The sequence below is a fragment of the Paenibacillus sp. EKM301P genome, assembly GCF_011800295.1.
Classification (GTDB): domain Bacteria; phylum Bacillota; class Bacilli; order Paenibacillales; family Paenibacillaceae; genus Paenibacillus; species Paenibacillus polymyxa.
In genome coordinates, this window is sequence record NZ_JAALFM010000002.1 from 218,788 (window position 1) to 238,624 (window position 19,837).

Below are 19,837 nucleotides of genomic sequence, written 5' to 3' on the forward strand. Positions count from 1 at the left end.
ACATAAAATACACAGTTTGTATATACGGAGGAATGGACATGCTGTTCATCGACAACCAGGGCATACACGATCCAGCCATTAATCTTGCTATTGAGGAATACGCGCTCAAGCATTTACCGCTGGACGACAGCTATCTGCTGTTTTACATTAATCAGCCTTCTATTATTATAGGCAAGCATCAAAACACCGTTGAAGAAATCAATGCTGAGTTTGTGAGAGACAACAATATTCAAGTCGTTCGTCGCCTGTCCGGCGGCGGAGCTGTATATCATGATCTCGGTAACTTAAATTTCAGCTTCATTACCAAGGATAACGGGGAGTCCTTTCATAATTTCCTCAAATTTACGCAACCTGTGATTGACGCCCTCCGCCAAATGGGAGTAGAAGCCGAAATGACGGGACGCAACGATCTGCAAGTCGGAGAACGTAAAATTTCAGGAAATGCTCAATTTGCCACACGTGGACGTATGTTCAGCCATGGTACATTGATGTTCAACCTGAATCTGGACAATGTGGCTGCATCGCTGCACGCCAATCCCGAAAAATTTAAATCCAAAAGCACAAAATCCGTCCGTAGCCGCGTGGCTAACATCAGCGAACTGATGGACCGTGAGATGACCATAGAACAATTTCGCGAGGAACTGCTGCGGTCCATCTTTGGCTCAGAATTGGATCAGGTGCCTCAATATAAGCTCACCGATGCGGATTGGGCTAAAATCCATGAAATTTCCAAAGAACGCTATCAATCGTGGGATTGGAACTACGGTCTATCCCCTGAGAGCAATATCAAACACACACGTAAATTCCCGGTCGGTATTATAGATATCCGCATGGATCTGAAGGAAGGCTACATCCGTGATATTAAAATCTACGGGGATTTCTTCGGTGTAGGTGATGTCGCTGATATTGAAAATATCCTGCGTGGCAAGCGTTATGATGAAGGTGAGGTCCGTCAAGCCTTATCCTCTCTCGATTTGAAGCATTACTTTGGTAATATTGAGCTGGACGACTTTGTTGGACTTGTATTTCTGGAAGACTAAGCGTTACTTTTTTCCATGGTTTCAAGCCAATACTTCAGTGGTTATAAGGGGACAGGCTCTTATGGGCGTCGTCCCTTTTTCAATGCGATATTGTCATTTTGAATATTATAAGATACAATTTTAATATTGCCCCATGATAGAGATAAAGGAGAGAATACCGATATGTATAAATTAATTGCCATTGATATTGATGATACTCTCATTAATGACCAGAAAGAAGTTACTCCAGCGACACAACAGGCATTGGAAGCTGCTGTAGCTAAAGGTGTGGTGGTTACTCTCGCTACTGGACGAGCTTATGCCTCCGCGCACAAAATTGCACGCCAGACGGGGTTGAACGTACCGATCATTACGTACCAAGGAGCTTTGGTTAAAAACCTGCTGGACGAAAACGTGCTGTATGAGCGTTATGTTCCACTCGTAGCTGCACGTCGTCTGTATGAATTCTGCGTGGAACGCAATCTGCATTTGCAAACGTATATAGATGACAAATTGTACACTCGTGAAGATAATCAAAAAATTAAAGATTACACCGAGCTGAACAACACGGAATATTTTGTAGAGCCTGTGTTCAGTAAAGTTATAGAGCAACCAGCTCCTAAATTGCTGATTATCGACGAGCCGGAAGTGTTGGACGAATTAATTCCCGAACTTCGCGAATTGCTTGGCAGTGAAGTGCATATTACAAAATCCAAGCCTCATTTCCTGGAAATTATGCATCATGAAGGCACCAAGGGCCACGCTCTTGCCTTCCTTGCAAACCATTTTGGCTGTGATCTGTCGGAGACCATTGCGATCGGCGACTCTTGGAATGACCATGAAATGCTGGAATGTGCCGGTCTTGGCATAGCGATGGAGAATGCGATTCCTGATTTAAAAAAGCTGGCTGATTACATTACTCGCAGTAATAACGAAGACGGTGTAAAGCATGCCATCGACAAATTTGTACTCAATGTTGAATAAGCAGAAACTGACTGTACCCATAATACTTAAATAAAGTATTACAACAACAAAGCCTCCAAACGCCGCATGTTTAGTAATATACGGCAGTTTGGAGGCTTTTTCTATCATATTACATCATATTCTAACAACTTCGAAATATCAGGCAGCAGAGCGTACTTTGCGCCTGTTCACTAGACGGATGATTCCGTTATTCATACACATCAACCCGGTCACAATGAGCAGCACCCCTGCCAGCATCCACCAGCTTACATGTTCTGCATATAAAAAAGCACCCAGGCCTACAGCAATCGGTGGTGAAATATAGAGCCATGTGGTCGGAAACAATGGATTCGTACGCGCCATAAGCCAGTAAAATAGTGTTTGCGCAATCATGGAGCCAAACAGGATCAAATAAAACAGAGAGCCTATGGCAGGCAGCAGATTCCATCCCTCAGAATTCCAAGGCTCAGTGAAAGCCGACAGTACTAGCAGCATCCAACCACCATGGAACATTTGAGCTGCATTTAAGGCAATCGGATTCGTATCACGAAATGCATCCATGACTCGCTTGGAATACAGGGCTCCACCCGAATAGCATAGCTCACCCAGCAAAATGGCTATGCAACCTGCCAACCACAGGCCGCTGACTTGAACGGTCAAGCCGGGCAATACCACCAACACGACCCCGAGAAAGCTGATCATACAGCCCATGAGCGTAATTCTCGTCGTTTTTTGCCGCAGTATTGCAGACTGCATTAGCACAATCATCATCGGTCCGGTGGCTGACAAAATAGCGCCGATCCCCGAGCTGACATATTGCTCTGCCCAATACAGTGTTGAGAATGTGCCGAAGGTCGTTCCCGTCCCAATCAGCAGCATTTCCTTACGCCATAATAACGACCACCGAACCTTTCCCGACAGCCTCATCGCAATAAACAAGATCGCCCCTGCTGTCATAAAACGTGCTCCTGCCGATAAGAACGGCGGAAGTCCGGCCTCCACTCCCACTTTGATAGCCAAAAATGTGGTGCCAAAAATAAGACACATAACTGTAAAGGCGATGCCAATCATGATACTTCCCTCTCCCTTCTGTTACTCACAAGCATACAAGGAGACATACAGAACAGATGGGCAACCACAGAACAGTTGTATACGTTTTTGAAGTGCTGTATAGTACAATACACACAAAGGAGCGTGGACAGCATGGGCAAGGTTAACAGCGAATTATTGTTTTCAACAGAAAATAACTCGGCCGATCCGAGCTTAAAGCTGTATGAGCAGGTCGTCCATTACGTAAATGTGCGGATTGAGCGCGGGGACTGGCCAGCAGACGTTAAATTGCCGTCGGTGCGAAGTCTGGCTCAGGAACTGGGTGTGCATCGGTTAACCGTATTCCGGGCTTATCAGGAGTTAAAGCAACAAGGACGCATCTATGTAAAAGATAAATCGGGATATTACGCTCATGCTTCCCATGCAGCAGAATTGGGAATATGTACTGCCTATTCGGAACGATCATCCACAAAGCGGATCTTCCAATCGGAATCCACTTACATGGCAGACGATCCGTCTGTTTCCGTCTGGAGGGGGCTGGATGGACTCACCCAGGTTCATGCCGTGAACGCAGACTTCCAATTTTCCAAGGCCCTGATTGATCCCTCTCTCCTGCCTAACCGATACTGGAGAGAATTAATGATGCAGGTGTTTGAAAAGCATCCAAAAATCGCAGCTACCTATTCTTCTGTACAAGGAGACGCTGAGCTTCGTGATGCCATGGCGCAGCATTTTAGCACAGATAAGCATTTTGCAGTATCAACGGACGAAGTACTGATTACCTCCGGCGCACAGCAAGCCATCGATTTGGTTTCCCGATCTCTGATCCGTACAGGAGACCGTGTATTAATCGAACGTCCGGTCTATGGCCCCGCCATGGAAATATTCCGTAGACAAGGCGCCCGCCTGACTGTAACTGATATACGGCCGGAAGGTTATGATATGGATCAGATTGAATGGTGCCTGAAAACGGAAAAACCGCGTCTCTTTTATATGAATCCGACCTTTCACAATCCGACCGGCTTTACGATCCCCGATGAGCAGCGCAAACGTCTGCCCGAACTGGCTGAGCGCTACGGCTGTCTTATTGTCGAGGATGACAGCACCTATGATATCAGCTTTGGGCGAAAGCCGCCTTCTCCGATTTTCTCCTATGATATCTCGGGGAGCGTCGTCTATATTCGCAGCTACAGCAAATATGTCGCACCCGGTCTGCGAATCGCAGCCGTAACCTGTAGGCCTCAGCTCATGGACAGTCTACTGAGCGTCAAAGCGCTAGTGGACAACGGATCGCCGCTGCTGAATCAAAAGCTGTTTTTACAATACTTTCAATCCCCACGTATGCAGCAGCATATTAAAAAGCTATGTATTGCGCTCCAGATTCGTAAGGAAACGATGGAGACCAGTCTCCGCGATTCCGGCTGGACATGGACCAGCCCGGCGGGAGGACTCAACCTGTGGCTCCAGCTACCTTCTACGATACAACCTAATGAGCTGCTTGCCAAAAGTATACAAGAGTCCGTTTCCTTTGTCCCAGGCAATGTATTTGATCCCATCGGTGCAGAGGGTAAAACGCATATACGGTTGTCCTATTCATACGCCAATGAGCTGCAAATCAAAGAAGGGATCTCCACACTTCTACGCATCAGTCGAACGATGTAAAGGTAAAACCATCGTTATTCTAACGGCAAACTCATGCCTGTATGTGCCAAACTGATCCCTTCCAGCAACCCGTAGTTGTATGTGATATCCACATCATGGGACATATGTGTAAACACCGTGCTTCCGGGCTTCAGTCTTCCTACAAGTTCCTGAGCCTCCAGCATGTCATATACCGAGCGGGTGGTATACTCCGCTTCCTCATGGTAAAAGCTCGTCCCCAGCACGAGTAAATTCAGATTATGTAAAGGTAAAATTTCCGCCTCATTCAGTCCAATCGAATCCGAACAGTAGGCCCATGAGAAGCCGTCTTTTTCCAAACGATAAGCGTAAGCATATCCGTTCTTCCCATGATTCACACGCCATCCTCGGATATTCCACCCGCCAAGTTGGACTCCCTGATCTACTGGAATAAGATCCAGGTTTCCAGGGAGCCAGGAAAATTGACGTAAGATCGTATCGATCACTTCCTGTGGAGCGAACAAGCGCCCTCTATTACCGGTCCAGCGACAGGCATCCGCCCATTCTGGCAATCCTCCAATATGATCAAAATGTGCATGTGTCACGAGGATCGTAGGAATAAAACGCAAACTGCGCAATTCTAACTGTCTACGCCAGTCGGGGCCACAATCAATCATAAAATCCTCTGTCTCGCTTTCGATCAGCACAGACGATCTCAACCTTACATTCGTTCCTATCGTGCGGGCCTCTGTGCACACGAGACAATCACAATATACACGCGGAACCCCCATTGCATCCCCTGTGCCAAGAAAAATAAGCCGATTCATGATTTAACTCCTATCTATCTGGGTGTTTTTACTCCTATTATAACGAACATATCAAGCCTGCGTAAATCACCCCAGCGACCAACGACAAAAGGAGCATGTCCAAAGCCGTAAAACAGGCCAGACACCCCCCTTGTATGTGATCGTTTTATTTTCAAATGATGATAGGCATGGGGTCTTCCTTCAGGCGATTTTCCACCATCCAGCTGGACTCTTCATTATATAGATAGGCCCGATGCACCAACACTCGCACCTGCTGACCAGGTTCCAGCGTAGACTTCTCCAATGAACGGTATGTCATGAGACGCTGGTCCCCGACCTGTACTTCAACCATCCATTCACTCCCGCGGAAATGTAAATGCTTCACAATGCCTTCCTCGGTCGCCGACAGCAACGCAAATTCCTCACTAGGTCCGACATCAATGTACTCCGGACGAATCAAGGCACGTGTTCCCACTCCGGCAGCTTCCTCGAAGCCTCTGAGACTACCCGCCTGTTCAATCACCGTGGATTCCCCAATAAAAGAAGCTACAAACGGAGTCCCCGGTTTTTTATAAATATCCCAAGGCGTTCCCTTCTGCTCCAGCCGTCCTTGATTAATCACCATAATCTCATCCGCTACTTCAATCGCCTCGTCCTGATCATGGGTGACGAAAATGGAGGTAATACCTACCCGCTCAATCAACTCTCGCAACCAGGTGCGCAGCTCCTGACGAATCTTGGCGTCAATAGCCGCAAATGGCTCATCCAGCAGCAGTAGTTGAGGCTCCGGTGCCAAAGCACGCGCAAAAGCAACCCGCTGTCGCTGTCCACCTGACAACTGATGCGGATAACGATGCTCAAAGCCTTTGAGCCCCGTGAGTTCGACCAGCTCAGTGACCCTTTCCTTGATGCGGGTTTTGGAGCTTTTTTTCACTTTCAAACCAAAGGCAATATTGTCGTACACGCTCATATGCTTAAACAAAGCATAGTTTTGAAATACAAATCCGATTCCACGCTCCTGTGGTGTCAGCTCGTTTACCCTTTTTCCGTGAAAGCGGATCTCTCCTGCATCCGGTTGCTCCAGCCCCGCCAAAATGCGAAGAATGGAGGTTTTCCCTCCGCCGCTTGGACCGAGCAAACCAATAAGATGGCCCGTCTGAATATCAAAAGATACGTCCTTTACCGCATGAAAATTACCGAAATGCTTGTTTAATCCTCTTACTTCCACATGCATATCCGTACACTTCCTTTCCGCTTCTGGACCAGTTCAGGAACAGCAGCAGCCTTGCTTATCGCAAAGCACGCACCTCATTTGAAAACATTCAATTATTCCAATAAACTTACTTTGTTTTTCTTATGTGATACTTTATCAAAGGAAAGTAATTTTCGTCAACTCTATATATTATCTTAAGAATGAAAAGGGTAAAGTAATACATAGAAAGGAGATGGATTTATGTTGCATACTTTTGAATTATCCACTACACGGCGAGATGAAATGCGTGATATTACACGTGAGGTTGCAGCACTCATCGAAAAAAGCGGGGTGCAGCAAGGAACAGCTCTAATTTATTGTCCACACACGACAGCCGGCATCGCCATTAATGAAAATGCCGACCCAGATGTCAAACATGATGTCATTTTAAGGCTGGATGAGGTTTATCCCTGGGAACATCCCCAATATCGTCATATGGAGGGAAATACGGCATCCCACCTAAAATCCATTACAACAGGCCCATCACAAACAGTTATCATTCATGATGGAAAGCTGTTGCTTGGACGATGGCAGGGTCTTTATTTTTGTGAATTCGACGGCCCACGCAGACGCCAATACCATGTGAAAATTATGAAGGGCTAACGGAGGCATGCAAAAAAACAGACGATGATGTTCTCCCTCTGGATACATCATCGTCTGTTAAATTCTTAGTCGCTTTCGCAAAGTACCGTAATGATAAGTCACCGTCATGAAGTGCAAACACCCAAAAAAGCGCCCTACATGTTCATGGCTGAAGCGTATGAATGCAGGTACGCTCATAGGTGTCTGCACAGCAGCTTTACATGTGCTAAAGCAGCGGGCCTGATCTCTTCAAATGTTAAACCGTCCTGAATATAAAATGACACAAAGCCATGCATGGATAAAAACAGACTTTTCGGTACTCTTGAGCATTCTTCCTCCGAATGTCCCTGACCATTCAATTCCTGGCGAATCATAGACGCAAATAATTCCACACAACGGTTTTGCTCTGTCCGACAGTATGCAAAGAGCTCTTCATCGTGCATCATGAACATAATTTCGTACTGATATGGATTTTCCAAGCCAAAACGGATATATTCCAGCATCAGGTACTCCAGCCTGCTCAAGCCATCATCAGGCGTGCCTGTTGCTGCTTGCAGTAGAATCCCACGCAATGTATTGAAATCTTCAATCACAATGGCGTAGAACAGTTCAGCCTTCTCTTTAAAATGATAGTATAACGAACCATGACTGTAACCCAGATGCTGGCCAATGCTGCGCATTGAAATCGCACGGTAGCCCTTGGTGATAAACAAGTGCCTGGCCGCTTCCAGAATCCGCCCTCTTGACAACTCCTGTTCTACTGCTCTTCTAGCCATATTATTTATTCCCCTTCAATAAAGTAAAGCTGCTCTCCCTCCGACACAAGCGATTGTCCCTGTGTCAAGTCGGTTATCCAGTTGCAGAAGGATTCCGCATCACCAGCCAGCGGCAGACAGGTTAAGGTAACTTTATCCGTAAACATCGTTTCTCCGGTACGGATGCTGCGATTGCGTAATTCATTTTCCACTTTGCCCAACCAAGTATAATCCAATTCCACAAAAACTTCACGATGCAGCACACGTGTAATCGCATCCCCTGCCTCGATAGCTGCAACAGCACCGTCTGAGTACGCGCGAATCAGTCCGCCTGCTCCCAGCAAAATTCCGCCAAAGTAACGGGTAACCACAATGGCGACATTTTTCAGCTTCTGATTGCGGATGACCTCCAAAATGGGCTTACCCGCCGTCCCGCTCGGTTCTCCGTCATCCGATTGCTTTTGGATTTCGTCTCTTTCCCCAATCATATAGGCCGAACAATTATGGGTAGCATTCCAATGCTCTTTTTTGATGCGCTCTATAAAAGCAACTGCTTCTTCCTCAGTTTGAACAGGCTGAATATGGCCGATAAAACGGGATTTTCGGATTACAATTTCCTTGTTGCCGGCACCGCGTACGGTTCGGTATTGTTCCAACATACACGTATAACCTTCCTTACTTCATTTTACAAGAAAGCAGTTCCCCGCTTCTGGCAGCTGGCGAACTGCTTTCCTATACTTAATTGATGCTATACACTATAACGCTTCAGACCGAAAGCCTGTTTCGAATCAGAAATTATAGTTCCCTTATTCAGACAATCTCGCTTCAAGCTCAGCTTTTTCTTTTTCGAAGCCCGGTTTGCCGAGCAGCGCAAACATGTTCTTTTTGTAAGCTTCTACGCCCGGTTGATCGAACGGATTTACGCCCAACAGGTAGCCGCTGATACCGCAAGCCTTTTCGAAGAAATAAGCAAGGTAGCCAAAGGAGTAAGGGCTCAAGTCAGGAATATTTACAATCAGGTTTGGTACTTGTCCGTCTGTGTGAGCCAGCAATGTACCTTGGAATGCTTTTTTGTTTACAAAATCCACTGTTTTGCCTGCCAGGAAATTCAGTCCATCCAGATCATCCTCATCTGCTTCGATGGTGATGTGACTAGGTACATTTTCTACTTGGATTACCGTTTCGAAAATGTTACGGCTGCCTTCCTGAATGAATTGTCCCATAGAGTGCAGGTCTGTCGAGAAGTCAACAGAAGCTGGATAAATACCTTTATAATCCTTGCCTTCGCTTTCTCCGTACAGCTGTTTCCACCACTCGGATACGAAATGCAAAGACGGCTCATAGTTTACGAGAATTTCAATTGCTTTACCTTTGCGGTACAAAGCGTTACGAACGGCTGCATATTGGTAAGCCTCGTTCTCAGCTACATTCGGGTTGCTGTATTCTTTGGAAGCGTCTGCTGCACCTTGCATCATTTCCTCAATGTTGATGCCTGCTGTAGCAATCGGCAACAAGCCTACTGCTGTCAGCACGGAGTAACGGCCACCCACATCATCAGGAATAATGAAGGATTCATAGCCTTCCTCGTTAGCGAGCTTTTTCAGAGCACCACGTTCTTTATCCGTTGTAGCGTAAATACGTTTGCGCGCTTCTTCTTTACCATATTTTTTCTCAAGAGCCGCACGGAATACGCGGAAAGCGATAGCTGGCTCGGTTGTTGTACCTGATTTGGAGATGACATTCACAGAGAAGTCTTTTCCTTCAATCAGTTCCAACAGATGATTCACATATGTAGAGCTGATGTTGTTGCCTGCAAAATAGATAGCTGGACCCTTGCGTTGGTCTTTAGGCAGCGCATTGTAGAAAGAATGCGACAGCATTTCAATCGCAGCACGTGCTCCAAGGTAAGAACCGCCAATACCGATTACAATCAATACCTCGGAATCGCTTTGAATTTTAGCAGCAGCCTTTTGGATGCGCGCAAATTCTTCTTTATCATAATTGGTAGGCAGGTCAATCCAACCCAAGAAATCGGAACCTACACCTGTTTGATTGTGCAGTTGCTCATGAGCCAACTTGATGGGCTCTGCAAAATAATCAATTTCGTGCTGCCCTACAAAGGAGAGCGCTTTAGTGTAATCAAAAATAACTTTTTTAGACATGTTTGGAACCTCCTGTTTGGTATTACTAAGACCATGAATACGAACATAAGGACTTAGGAATAGGATACTTTAATTTGCTGAGCCTGACAAGCTTGCGTTACCTGTGTGTCCTGTGCCTCGACAGACCCTGCTGTAGATAGGGTAGCATGCCCATGCTACAATGAACTGAGAGCAATCTGTTTCAATATTCAATTCAAGCCGAACTCGCATCTGCATCGGACGGCAACTTCCAACAAGAAAGGTGATTAGCAATGAAAAACATCGGATTTATCGGACTGGGCACGATGGGCGCCCCGATGGCATCCAATCTGCTAAAGCAGGGATTCGGAGTCACAGTTTATAATCGTACCGCTTCGCGCTGCGAGCCCTTGGTAGAGCAAGGCGCACATGCAGCTTCGACCCCTCGTGAAGCGGCCGAAGGGCAGCACCTGGTCATTACCATGGTCAGCGATGATCAATCAATACGTGACGTGTATTACGGTCAGGACGGTGTGTTTGCTGGTCTTACGGCTGGTATGACCGTGATGGACAACAGCACAATTTCACCTGAGCTGGTCAAACAATTGGCCGTCGAAGCGGACAAGCTGGGCTGCTCCTTCATTGATGCCCCCGTAACAGGCAGCAAGCCTGCCGCTGTAGATGGAACACTCGTGTTCATGGTCGGCGGTCATGCAGAAACGATTGCGGCACAATCAGATGTTTTTGATACCTTGGGCAAAAAGGTGCTCCATATGGGACCAAATGGTAGCGGGGCCGTGGCCAAGCTCGCTCACAATACGATGGTCGGTATAAATAACCTCGCTCTGGCTGAAGGCTTTGCCATCGCGGCTAAATCCGGCATTCCAGCAGACAGCTTCCTAGAATTGGTACAGCTCGGATCGGCAGGTAGCAAGGCCGCTGACCTGAAAGGGCGCAAAATCATCGAGCATGATTTTAGCAACCAATTCTCACTTGCCCTGATGCTCAAGGATTTGAAGCTCGCTGCCTCACTAACAGACAGCCTGTCCATCCCTACGCCTATGTTGTCCATTGCCAAAAGCTTGTTTCAAGCCGGACAAACACAAGGCTATGGCGATGAGGATCTATCTGCTGTTGTAAAGACATACGAAGCATGGATTGGCCGCACCATTGGTGGTCAGCCTCTTGAGTAAGCTGTACTTTTCTTTGTAACCATGCTGCTGTGTGTTTGTATTTATAACACAGCTTTAGGGTAAGAACACTCGGCTTGTAGCTTGAGTGCTCTTACCCTTTTCAGCTCATTATTCCGGATAAGAACAGCAATAATCCGTTACACTTCGTACTTCCAGCTTGAAGGAAGACTTCGCAGGTACATGGAAGGTCGATGTGCCATGTATCTCCAGCCATTCCTCAGTACCTGGAAGCATCACTCTCAGGTCCCCTGCCAAAATCTCCATAATCTCACGGGAATCCGTACCGAACTCGTATGTTCCCGGCAACATAATCCCCAGTGTTACCTTACTACCATCACCTAGGATAACTGTGCGGCTTGTAACCTGACCATCGTAATAAACATTTGCTTTTTTAACTACGCTTACTCCATCGAACTGTGTCATTCGTTATCCCCTCATCTGCTCTCAATGGTGAATGAATATGGTGCATCATAACATAATTTGGATTCCAGCTTCAGTACGAAAATACACACTGTATCTGCGTACTCTATCCACTGATAATTCAAAGACATTTTATCGCAAAAAACAAATGTATGAAACAAACAGCCGTAAGCCTTACTCAGGTTACGACTGTTTGTGATACATGGATTGCCACAGCAGGTAAGTCGTTTGCCAGCAATACACGATCATTGCTTTATGGACAAACTCTTCCTAATTGCTGATGCTCCAATGTTTTATTTCAACAAAGCTTTGACACGGCTAACAACATTCTCTACTGTAAAGCCGTATTCCTTAATTACACGGTCACCAGGTGCGGATGCGCCAAATGTGCTGATACCGAGAATGTCGCCTTGGTCGCCAACATATTTTTCCCATCCCAGTGGATACGCCATTTCTACAGCCAAACGAGCTTTAACTTCAGGCAGCAGAACGGAATCTTTGTAAGCTTTGTCTTGTTTTTCGAACAGATCCCAGCTTGGGAAGCTGATAACGCGTACTTGAATACCTTCTTCTGCCAGTGCTTCCTGTGCTTTAACAGCCAGTTGTACTTCGGAGCCTGTAGCCAGAATTTGAGCAACCGGTTTGCCGTCTGCTGCATCTGCAACCACATAAGCACCGCGTTTGATACCTTCGCGTGCATGCTCAGCAGTAGCAGCCAGGATTGGCAGGTTTTGACGAGTCAATACCAGTGCAACCGGGTTTTTCTTGTTTTCCAGCGTGTAAGCCCAAGCTGCAGAAGTTTCATTACCATCAGCCGGACGAATGACCGTCAGGTTCGGGATAATACGCAGAGAAGCCAATTGTTCGATCGGCTCATGAGTCGGGCCATCTTCACCAACAGCAATACTGTCGTGAGTCAGAACGTAGGTTACAGGCAATCCCATCAGAGCTGCCAGACGAACGGCTGGACGCAGATAATCTGTAAATACGAAGAATGTACCGCCGAATACTTTTACGCCTTGGTGCAACGCCATACCGTTCATCGCAGCAGCCATACCGAACTCGCGGATACCGAAGTAAATGTTACGGCCAGCGTAGTCTTCTGGCGTAAAGTTCGTCAGGTTGTTCAAGTGTGTCATTGTGGAGCTTTCCAAGTCAGCAGATCCGCCTGTCAGGAAAGGAACGTTTGGAGCCAATCCGTTCAGTGCATTCCCAGAAGCTACACGAGTTGAAACCGCTTTGTCTTCTGTAGAGTATTTCGGAAGGTCACGATCCCAACCTTCTGGAAGATCGCCGTTTACAGCAGTTTCAAACTGAGCTGCCAAATCAGGGTAAGCCGCTTTGTATTTCGCAAATTGTTCATCCCATGCTTTGTTAGCTGCGATACCGCGCTCTTTTACTTTAGCAAAGTGCTCGCGAACCTCTTGTGGTACATGGAAATCCTCTTCGTATACCCATTTGTAGAATTCTTTAGTCAGTTTAGCTTCTTCTGATCCCAGCGGGGAACCATGAGTACCACCGTGTCCGCCTTTACCTTGTTTGTTCGGGCTTCCGTAACCAATAACTGTTTTTACTTCAATCAATGTAGGACGTGTCGAATCGGCTTGTGCTTCTTCAATTGCTTTTTGGATCGCTGGAAGATCATTACCATCTTCTACGCGCAACACTTGCCAGTTGTAAGCTTCAAAGCGTTTGGCAACACTTTCGGAAGAGGACAGATTAAGCTTGCCATCCAGTGTAATATCATTGGAATCGAACAATACGATCAGCTTACCCAGTTGAAGGCGACCAGCCAGCGAAGCAGCTTCATGCGAAATACCTTCCATTAGATCGCCATCGCCGCAAATAGCATATGTGAAGTGATCCACAACTTTAAAGTCATCTTTATTATATGTTGCACCCAGTTGTGCTTCTGCCATAGCCATACCTACGGACATTGCCAAGCCTTGTCCCAGAGGTCCAGTTGTAGCATCTACACCAGCAGTGTGTCCAAACTCAGGGTGACCCGGTGTAAGGCTGCCCCATTGACGGAATTGCTTCAGCTCTTCCATAGGTAGATCATATCCGCTCAGGTGAAGAAGGCTGTATAGCAACATAGAACCGTGTCCTGCAGACAGTACAAAACGGTCACGGTTCACCCATGTTGGGTGATTTGGGTTATGGTTCATTGTTTTAGCAAAAAGTTGGTAGCCCATTGGCGCGGAGCCCATCGGCATACCAGGGTGTCCCGAATTCGCTTTCTCGATGGCATCAATTGCCAACGTACGGATCGTTGTGATGGACAAATTGTCAATGGTGGAGTTTTCATCCTTTTGAATCGCTTGATTCTGGTCAGTCATGGTTTGCCTCCTCATATTGTATAAAGTATGTCAATTGCATTCCGTCATACTCTCCAATGCTCCCGTCCGATATAGAAACAGGGCTATCGAAGTGAGTGAATCTGCTTGAATGTTTCAATATGACTTATACATTCTTAAGTATTGTACCATTTGCCGTGAAAGTTTGCCAGATCGTTTATAAAATGATTGTCGAAATGGTCGAATTGTAGTACAGCCCTCATATCAATATACCCGTTATGTATTAACATCATTTAAAAAATAAAGAAATCGCAAAAAAATTTTTATAGGTTCCAGATATAATGCAAATACCTACCCCACACAAAAAAACAAAGCCCATTATGCAATGGGCTTTGTTTAATCTGACATGTAAACTCACAAGTTTTCATGAATTTGAAATTGTTAAGTTCAATTAAAAACGACCGTTTTGTTCTCATGAACCAATATACGATCCTCTGTATGCCACTTCACGGCTCTTGCCAACACGACCCGTTCAATCGTGCGACCGATCCGTTTTAGCTCATTTACATCATCTCCGTGGCTCACCCGCTGCACGTCCTGCTCAATGATCGGACCACCGTCCAATTCTTCGGTTACATAATGCGCAGTAGCACCAATAATTTTCACACCGCGATTATAAGCTTGGGCATACGGCTTGCCACCCACGAATGCAGGTAAAAAGGAATGATGGATATTGATAATCCGGTTGCGGTAATGCTCAATAAACTTAGGCGAAATAATCTGCATATACCGGGCCAAAATGATCACGTCAATCTCTTCGCCAATGACCTCTAGCTGACGACGCTCTGCCTCTGGCTTCGTGTCGGCTGTCACTGGTATATGGTGATACGGAATGCCAAAGGATTCCACATACTCCTTCATATCCGGATGATTACTAACCACCAGTGAAATATCCGCATCCAGGTCCCCTGCCTGCCACTGCCACAGCAATTCTACCAAACAGTGATCTTCTTTGGAAACGAAAATAGCCAATTTTTTCTTGCGGCTGACCGCAGAAATCGTCCACTCCATACGGAATTGCTCGGCAACAGCGACAAAGTCCTGCTCCAATTGTGACTGAGCTGCACTCAAATTAGGCAAATCAAATTCAATCCGCATAAAAAACATACCGCCGGACGGGTCCATTGTATATTGGTCAGATTGGACAATATTGGCCCCATGCTCGTACAAAAAGCGGGACACGGTCGCTACAATACCTGGCCCATCTGGACAAGATACAAGCATGCGCGCACGGTTTTCATGTGTAGATACAGTGCTGTTTGGCTGATGTTTTACGTGAATTTCCATGTGGCTATTAGTCCCCCTTATCTTATACCGTCACAGGCAGATGACTACCGGCAAACCAGGCAATCAACCGTTGATTAATGTGTTCTTCGCTCATCTCTGGAAAGAGTGCTGCTTCCATTATCATGTCATACAGACGCTCCAGCGGCTCACGTGGATCTGCTTTTCTTGCTTTAGCATCATTTTTCAGCAGAGTCCAGGTATCCAGTACAAATTCACGGACATCCACATCCTGTTTTTTGAAAAACGAATGCAACTGTTCCACCTGACTCAAAAACTCATCTCCAAAGCGTTCCTTTACATTTCCGCGAAGCAAGGCAATCTCAACCTCATACATTGGTCGTTGAGTTTTGGCTTCTTTCCCGATCCACGGCGTCTCCAAAATAAACGGACGTCCCTGAAGTGCTTCATGATGTACCACGTTATGAATAGTTTGATAACCAATCCAGCCCGATCCAATCGGTGTATGGCGGTCTTTATGCGCACCAACTGGATTTTTGCTGTCATTAATGTGGACAACTGCGATGCGATCCAAGCCGACAATACGGTCAAATTGCTCCAGTACACCGTCCAAATCATTGACAATGTCATAACCCGCATCATGAATGTGACAGGTATCCATACAAACCGTTAGACGCTCGTTGCGCTCTACTTTATCTATAATGGAGGCAATTTCCTCAAAGCTACGACCCATTTCTGTGCCCTTGCCTGCCATCGTTTCAAGTGCAATATTGACATCTGTCTCCTTCACACCGTTCAGTACCTCGTTCAAACCATCAGCAATGCGTCCAATTCCGTACTCTGCATCTTTATCTGTAAAAGCCCCCGGATGCAGCACGATATTTTTCACACCAATCGCATGTGTGCGCCGAATTTCCTCCTGTAGAAAACTGACTGCAAGCTCATAGGTATTTTCTTTGTAGGAACCGAGATTGATGATATATGGAGCATGCACCACGATATCTTCCATTCCCTTTTCCGCCATTAGCTGCTTGCCTTCCTCCAAATACATGGACTCCATCGGCTTACGGCGCGTGTTTTGAGGTGCCCCCGTGTATATCATAAACGAGCTGGACCCGTAAGAAGACGCTTCTTTTGTAGCGCTGAGCAGACCCTTGTCCGAGAAGGACACATGAGAACCAATTTTCAGCATGATTTTGATTCATCCCCCTATCCTGATATGCTTGTCTTATTTTAATTTAATCATTTTAACGTGATTATTGAAATCAAACAACATAGCGTTTATGGCAACTTTTTTAAATGACTCCCTTTATGGAACATACAGACATAGTGCACATCAGAATATATGTTATTGAAATGTAGGTAGATTAAAGCGTGAATGGACCTTCTCAGCGTACACAGATATGTTCAATATGAAGCTTTTGTATCAAAAAGGGTTATATTTTATAACAGAACTATTTTTTCGAATTGGAAGGGGAACTGACTCCATGAACATCATCGTATGCGGAGGAACTGGATTGGTGGGGAGTGCGCTGGTCAAAAGCTTGCTAGATGACGGATATACGGTGAAAGTCATTACCCGCAAGCCGCTGGTTGGACACGAAGCGAGCCCCCGCTTGCAGTATATGAGCTGGAACGAATTAAAACAAAAGCCTGAATTACTAGAAGGTACAGATGCGGTCGTTAATTTAGCAGGTGAGACGCTGAATCAGCGCTGGACGGACAAGTCCAAACAAAGAATTCTTCAATCACGACTGCTTTCCGTTGCCCGGTTGGCTCAAGCGTTGAATGCTCTGCAAAAAAAACCGAAAGTTATCATTCAGGCTTCGGCTGTTGCCGCCTATGGTACCTCCTTGACCGAAACATTTGACGAAAAAAGTCCGCGCCGTTCGGAAGATTTTCTGTCTCAGGTGGTTGAGCAATGGGAGGAAGCTGCCAATGCCTACCCTGCCGATGTCCGTCTAATTAAGTTACGCATCAGCCTAGTGCTGGACAGAAAAAAAGGAGCATTCTCACTCATGAAGATGCCTTACGTCTTCGGATTCGGTGGAAAAATAGGTAGCGGCCATCAATGGATGAGTTGGATTCATATTGCCGATATCGTTCGTCTGATCTCGTATTGCATTCATACACCAGAGATTTCCGGGGCAGTGAACGCTTCATCACCACACCCTATGACGAACGACCAATTTGGGAAAACAGTAGCTAAGGTATATCGTCGTCCACACTGGTTTCCCGTTCCTGGCTTTCTAGTTCAAAAGCTATTGGGTGAGATGAGTACGCTTGTATTAGACGGCCAAAAGGTAATACCGCGTAAAGCGCTGGAGCACGGATTTAAATTTAAGTATTCTTCACTGAAGGAGGCGCTAGAGGAACTTCATTCTCCTCACAAGCAGCGTTGAATTAAAAAAAAATGAACTCTATGGAGAATAGATAGTATTTTTGTATCTCTACTAGCTTAGGGTTCATTTTTGATTTAGACATAATCTATCAATTAAACTTGAGATCTTTGAGTTGCCTTGCTTCAGACCTATGAATAATCTTCTATTTATAAAAAAGAAGCCCAGAATATAACAGGCCTCTTCTTAACATATATCCATTTAACGTTTACTCAAGATGCATTAGAGGATTTAAAAGAGTCCAATCGATAAGTATAAGAGACTCCAGCGATTTTAAAAGTGTCTCCATCCTGCATGGTATACTCCTTATAAGGCACCATAGGCTCGCCATTCAGCACAGTTCCGTTCGTCGAGGATAAATCCTTTACAATGTGGCTTTTCCCTCCTGTAACTATACAAATCTCAATATGAGAACGAGAAACTCCATCCGTATGCTCTACAAACTGGACCAATTGCGGATCTCTACCGATGATAAAGCTGCCTCCAACGAATTGGTCGGGCTGCAACCGTATGCGCTCGGTTTCTCCACTCCCAGGTAACTTACGATCCAAGCAAGCAATTGGCGAGTGCTGAACAGTTGGACTCTGTATGTCTTGATCTGGACGAAGCAGCACGGTTTCCTGCTTGGATACCGTATTGAGTAGCTCCGTTACCCCGGACAAGGACTTATAATAAGCCTCGCTGGTATCGCTGTCGTCCAATTCATTTCCCGGCGCGGAACCTTTCCTCGAAGGCTCGTGCAAGTCATAATTTGTACTTACTTTCCCTCTATCCTCCGTCGTTCGGCTTCCCATGCTTTTAGGTTCTAAGTCTGGAAAAGTCCAACGCCAGCTCTCCTGTGCTTGATCACTTGAATCAGTTGATGGCTTGTCTTGATGATGGCGTCCCGCTACAAACCCAGTCAGCTTATCTACCTGATAACGGTCATTTTTTCGTTGTGCTGGAGGAGTAGTTCCTAACCATTCCGAATCCAATACAGGTACTGCTTCACTATAAAAATGAGATGAAGCTCGATTGCGCTCTAATTTCCCCGTCCAGCTTATATAAGCAACAGCGACAAGTACCGAAGTCAGCACAATTGAAATAAGCAAGGACACCGTCTCAGGATGATCCAAATAAATATAACGCCAAACAATGGCCGAAGCGAGCAGACATCCGAGAGCAATGTATGTTTTATATTTTTGTAATTTAGGCTCCGCCTGTTCATCTTCCATTTCGTTGTCGGCTCCTAACTCGACATTCTCCTCTGATTTTGTGGACTGCTTGAGTCGATTGACTCGCTTAAGCTCCTGAATTTCCTGCAGAGTCTCCCGATGTTCTTGCCCGTACGTTCTTCCTCCACGATCTGTATCGTTACCCTGTATGGTATGAGAGGAATGAACAGATGATCTACCTTTATCCAGACCCCCGATGCTCTGTTCACTGGCCGTCATCCCTTGCAACAGTAGTTCCTTCAACGCGCCCAACTCAAATTCATTTCTCTCGCATAGATCGAGTATGCGCTGTATAGATTCTCCCTGAGGGTGAGCCACACGAGTCATCAAGCGAATAACCATCTGCTTAAAATAACTACCTGTTTGTTCCGTATACTGTACACTGCACAAAGGAACATAGGTCAAACTGACGCTTTCCCTTGTACCTAAACCGCTTATAAAAATGTAATCCTCGTGCAAAATAAACTGGCGGATATTTAACATATATTGTGGGCTACGATGAAGAGCATCTACTATTTCATAAAGAATCCGGTAGAAATCAGAAATCGACACATTCCCACCTTTCCATACTTGGGAAAACATACGTCGCCCCGAAATATCGTAATGTAACTCGATCTGAAAATCGACTTCTTTGATTCTAAGTTCCAGTAGACCGGGAATCCGATTGCCAGTCATCATTCGGGTCTGTACAGAATTTAAATCATCGGTCTTGAGCCCGCCATCCTTGTTTAGTATCATAAACGTTCCGCCATTACGAACAAAATCCCTGCTTAAACCAAACAATTCATGACCTCCTTACAAATTCTTATTCCCTGAGGTAGCATGATCTCACGAATCGGACA

The 19,837-nt window shown here is 45.9% G+C and carries 17 protein-coding genes; 6 read left to right on the forward strand and 11 right to left on the reverse strand.

Annotated features, from left to right (window positions below; all coding sequences use genetic code 11):
- Positions 1-38: 38 nt before the first annotated feature.
- Together HFD99_RS06450 and HFD99_RS06455 are read left to right on the forward strand one after the other, a co-directional pair.
- Positions 39-1,040: a lipoate--protein ligase gene (locus HFD99_RS06450; RefSeq protein WP_013369984.1), complete on the forward strand. Its 1,002-nt coding sequence runs from the start codon at positions 39-41 to the stop codon at positions 1,038-1,040.
- Between the two features lie 162 nt (positions 1,041-1,202).
- Positions 1,203-2,003: a Cof-type HAD-IIB family hydrolase gene (locus HFD99_RS06455; protein WP_016820665.1), complete on the forward strand. Its 801-nt coding sequence runs from the start codon at positions 1,203-1,205 to the stop codon at positions 2,001-2,003.
- Positions 2,004-2,141: 138 nt separating this feature from the next.
- Here HFD99_RS06455 and HFD99_RS06460 read toward each other — a convergent pair whose 3' ends face one another.
- Entirely contained in the window at positions 2,142-3,053 is a 912-nt protein-coding gene (locus HFD99_RS06460) for a DMT family transporter (protein WP_123796924.1), read from the reverse strand.
- A gap of 132 nt (positions 3,054-3,185) precedes the next feature.
- Here HFD99_RS06460 and HFD99_RS06465 point away from each other — a divergent pair, with 132 nt between their 5' ends.
- Entirely contained in the window at positions 3,186-4,694 is a 1,509-nt protein-coding gene (locus HFD99_RS06465) for an aminotransferase-like domain-containing protein (protein ID WP_167440837.1), read from the forward strand.
- Positions 4,695-4,708: 14 nt separating this feature from the next.
- Here the strand turns inward: HFD99_RS06465 and HFD99_RS06470 are convergent, their stop codons facing one another.
- Together HFD99_RS06470 and HFD99_RS06475 are read right to left on the reverse strand one after the other, a co-directional pair.
- The gene (locus tag HFD99_RS06470; RefSeq protein WP_019686590.1) at positions 4,709-5,479 is read right to left on the reverse strand and encodes an MBL fold metallo-hydrolase; all 771 of its coding nucleotides are present in this window, start codon (positions 5,477-5,479) and stop codon (positions 4,709-4,711) included.
- A 151-nt stretch (positions 5,480-5,630) separates the two neighbouring features.
- Positions 5,631-6,692, reverse strand: a complete 1,062-nt coding sequence (locus tag HFD99_RS06475) for a sulfate/molybdate ABC transporter ATP-binding protein (protein WP_167440838.1) — start codon at positions 6,690-6,692, stop codon at positions 5,631-5,633.
- Positions 6,693-6,911: 219 nt separating this feature from the next.
- Between HFD99_RS06475 and HFD99_RS06480 the strand changes: the two genes are divergently transcribed.
- Positions 6,912-7,313, forward strand: a complete 402-nt coding sequence (locus HFD99_RS06480; protein WP_013369978.1) for a secondary thiamine-phosphate synthase enzyme YjbQ — start codon at positions 6,912-6,914, stop codon at positions 7,311-7,313.
- 173 nt (positions 7,314-7,486) lie between these two features.
- Here HFD99_RS06480 and HFD99_RS06485 read toward each other — a convergent pair whose 3' ends face one another.
- From HFD99_RS06485 to HFD99_RS06495, 3 genes are all read right to left on the reverse strand, one after another.
- Positions 7,487-8,068, reverse strand: a complete 582-nt coding sequence (locus HFD99_RS06485; protein WP_016820670.1) for a TetR/AcrR family transcriptional regulator — start codon at positions 8,066-8,068, stop codon at positions 7,487-7,489.
- 5 nt (positions 8,069-8,073) lie between these two features.
- Positions 8,074-8,706 (reverse strand): YigZ family protein, encoded by a 633-nt coding sequence (locus HFD99_RS06490; RefSeq protein WP_013369976.1) that lies wholly within the window; start codon positions 8,704-8,706, stop codon positions 8,074-8,076.
- A gap of 147 nt (positions 8,707-8,853) precedes the next feature.
- Positions 8,854-10,209 carry a glucose-6-phosphate isomerase gene (locus HFD99_RS06495; RefSeq protein WP_013369975.1) on the reverse strand — a complete coding sequence of 452 codons (1,356 nt, stop codon included), beginning with the start codon at positions 10,207-10,209 and terminating at the stop codon, positions 8,854-8,856.
- 251 nt (positions 10,210-10,460) lie between these two features.
- Here HFD99_RS06495 and HFD99_RS06500 point away from each other — a divergent pair, with 251 nt between their 5' ends.
- The gene (locus HFD99_RS06500) at positions 10,461-11,360 is read left to right on the forward strand and encodes an NAD(P)-dependent oxidoreductase (RefSeq protein ID WP_123796922.1); all 900 of its coding nucleotides are present in this window, start codon (positions 10,461-10,463) and stop codon (positions 11,358-11,360) included.
- A 108-nt stretch (positions 11,361-11,468) separates the two neighbouring features.
- On the opposite strand, the gene ppnP is transcribed toward HFD99_RS06500, so the two are convergent.
- The 4 genes from ppnP to HFD99_RS06520 all read right to left on the reverse strand — a co-directional run bounded on the left by ppnP (position 11,469) and on the right by HFD99_RS06520 (position 16,574).
- Positions 11,469-11,783, reverse strand: a complete 315-nt coding sequence (gene ppnP, locus HFD99_RS06505) for a pyrimidine/purine nucleoside phosphorylase (RefSeq protein ID WP_016820673.1) — start codon at positions 11,781-11,783, stop codon at positions 11,469-11,471.
- A 290-nt stretch (positions 11,784-12,073) separates the two neighbouring features.
- Complete coding sequence (gene tkt, locus HFD99_RS06510) at positions 12,074-14,119, reverse strand: transketolase (protein WP_123796921.1); 2,046 nt, start codon at positions 14,117-14,119, stop codon at positions 12,074-12,076.
- Between the two features lie 405 nt (positions 14,120-14,524).
- Positions 14,525-15,424, reverse strand: coding sequence for a formyltetrahydrofolate deformylase (gene purU, locus HFD99_RS06515; RefSeq protein WP_025364333.1), 900 nt, complete (start codon positions 15,422-15,424; stop codon positions 14,525-14,527).
- 22 nt (positions 15,425-15,446) lie between these two features.
- Positions 15,447-16,574: a deoxyribonuclease IV gene (locus tag HFD99_RS06520; RefSeq protein WP_016820676.1), complete on the reverse strand. Its 1,128-nt coding sequence runs from the start codon at positions 16,572-16,574 to the stop codon at positions 15,447-15,449.
- A 295-nt stretch (positions 16,575-16,869) separates the two neighbouring features.
- On the opposite strand from HFD99_RS06520, the gene HFD99_RS06525 reads away from it, so the two are divergent.
- Entirely contained in the window at positions 16,870-17,784 is a 915-nt protein-coding gene (locus HFD99_RS06525; protein WP_025364332.1) for a TIGR01777 family oxidoreductase, read from the forward strand.
- Between the two features lie 209 nt (positions 17,785-17,993).
- On the opposite strand, the gene HFD99_RS06530 is transcribed toward HFD99_RS06525, so the two are convergent.
- Complete coding sequence (locus HFD99_RS06530) at positions 17,994-19,778, reverse strand: DUF6382 domain-containing protein (protein ID WP_123796920.1); 1,785 nt, start codon at positions 19,776-19,778, stop codon at positions 17,994-17,996.
- Positions 19,779-19,837: the final 59 nt, after the last annotated feature.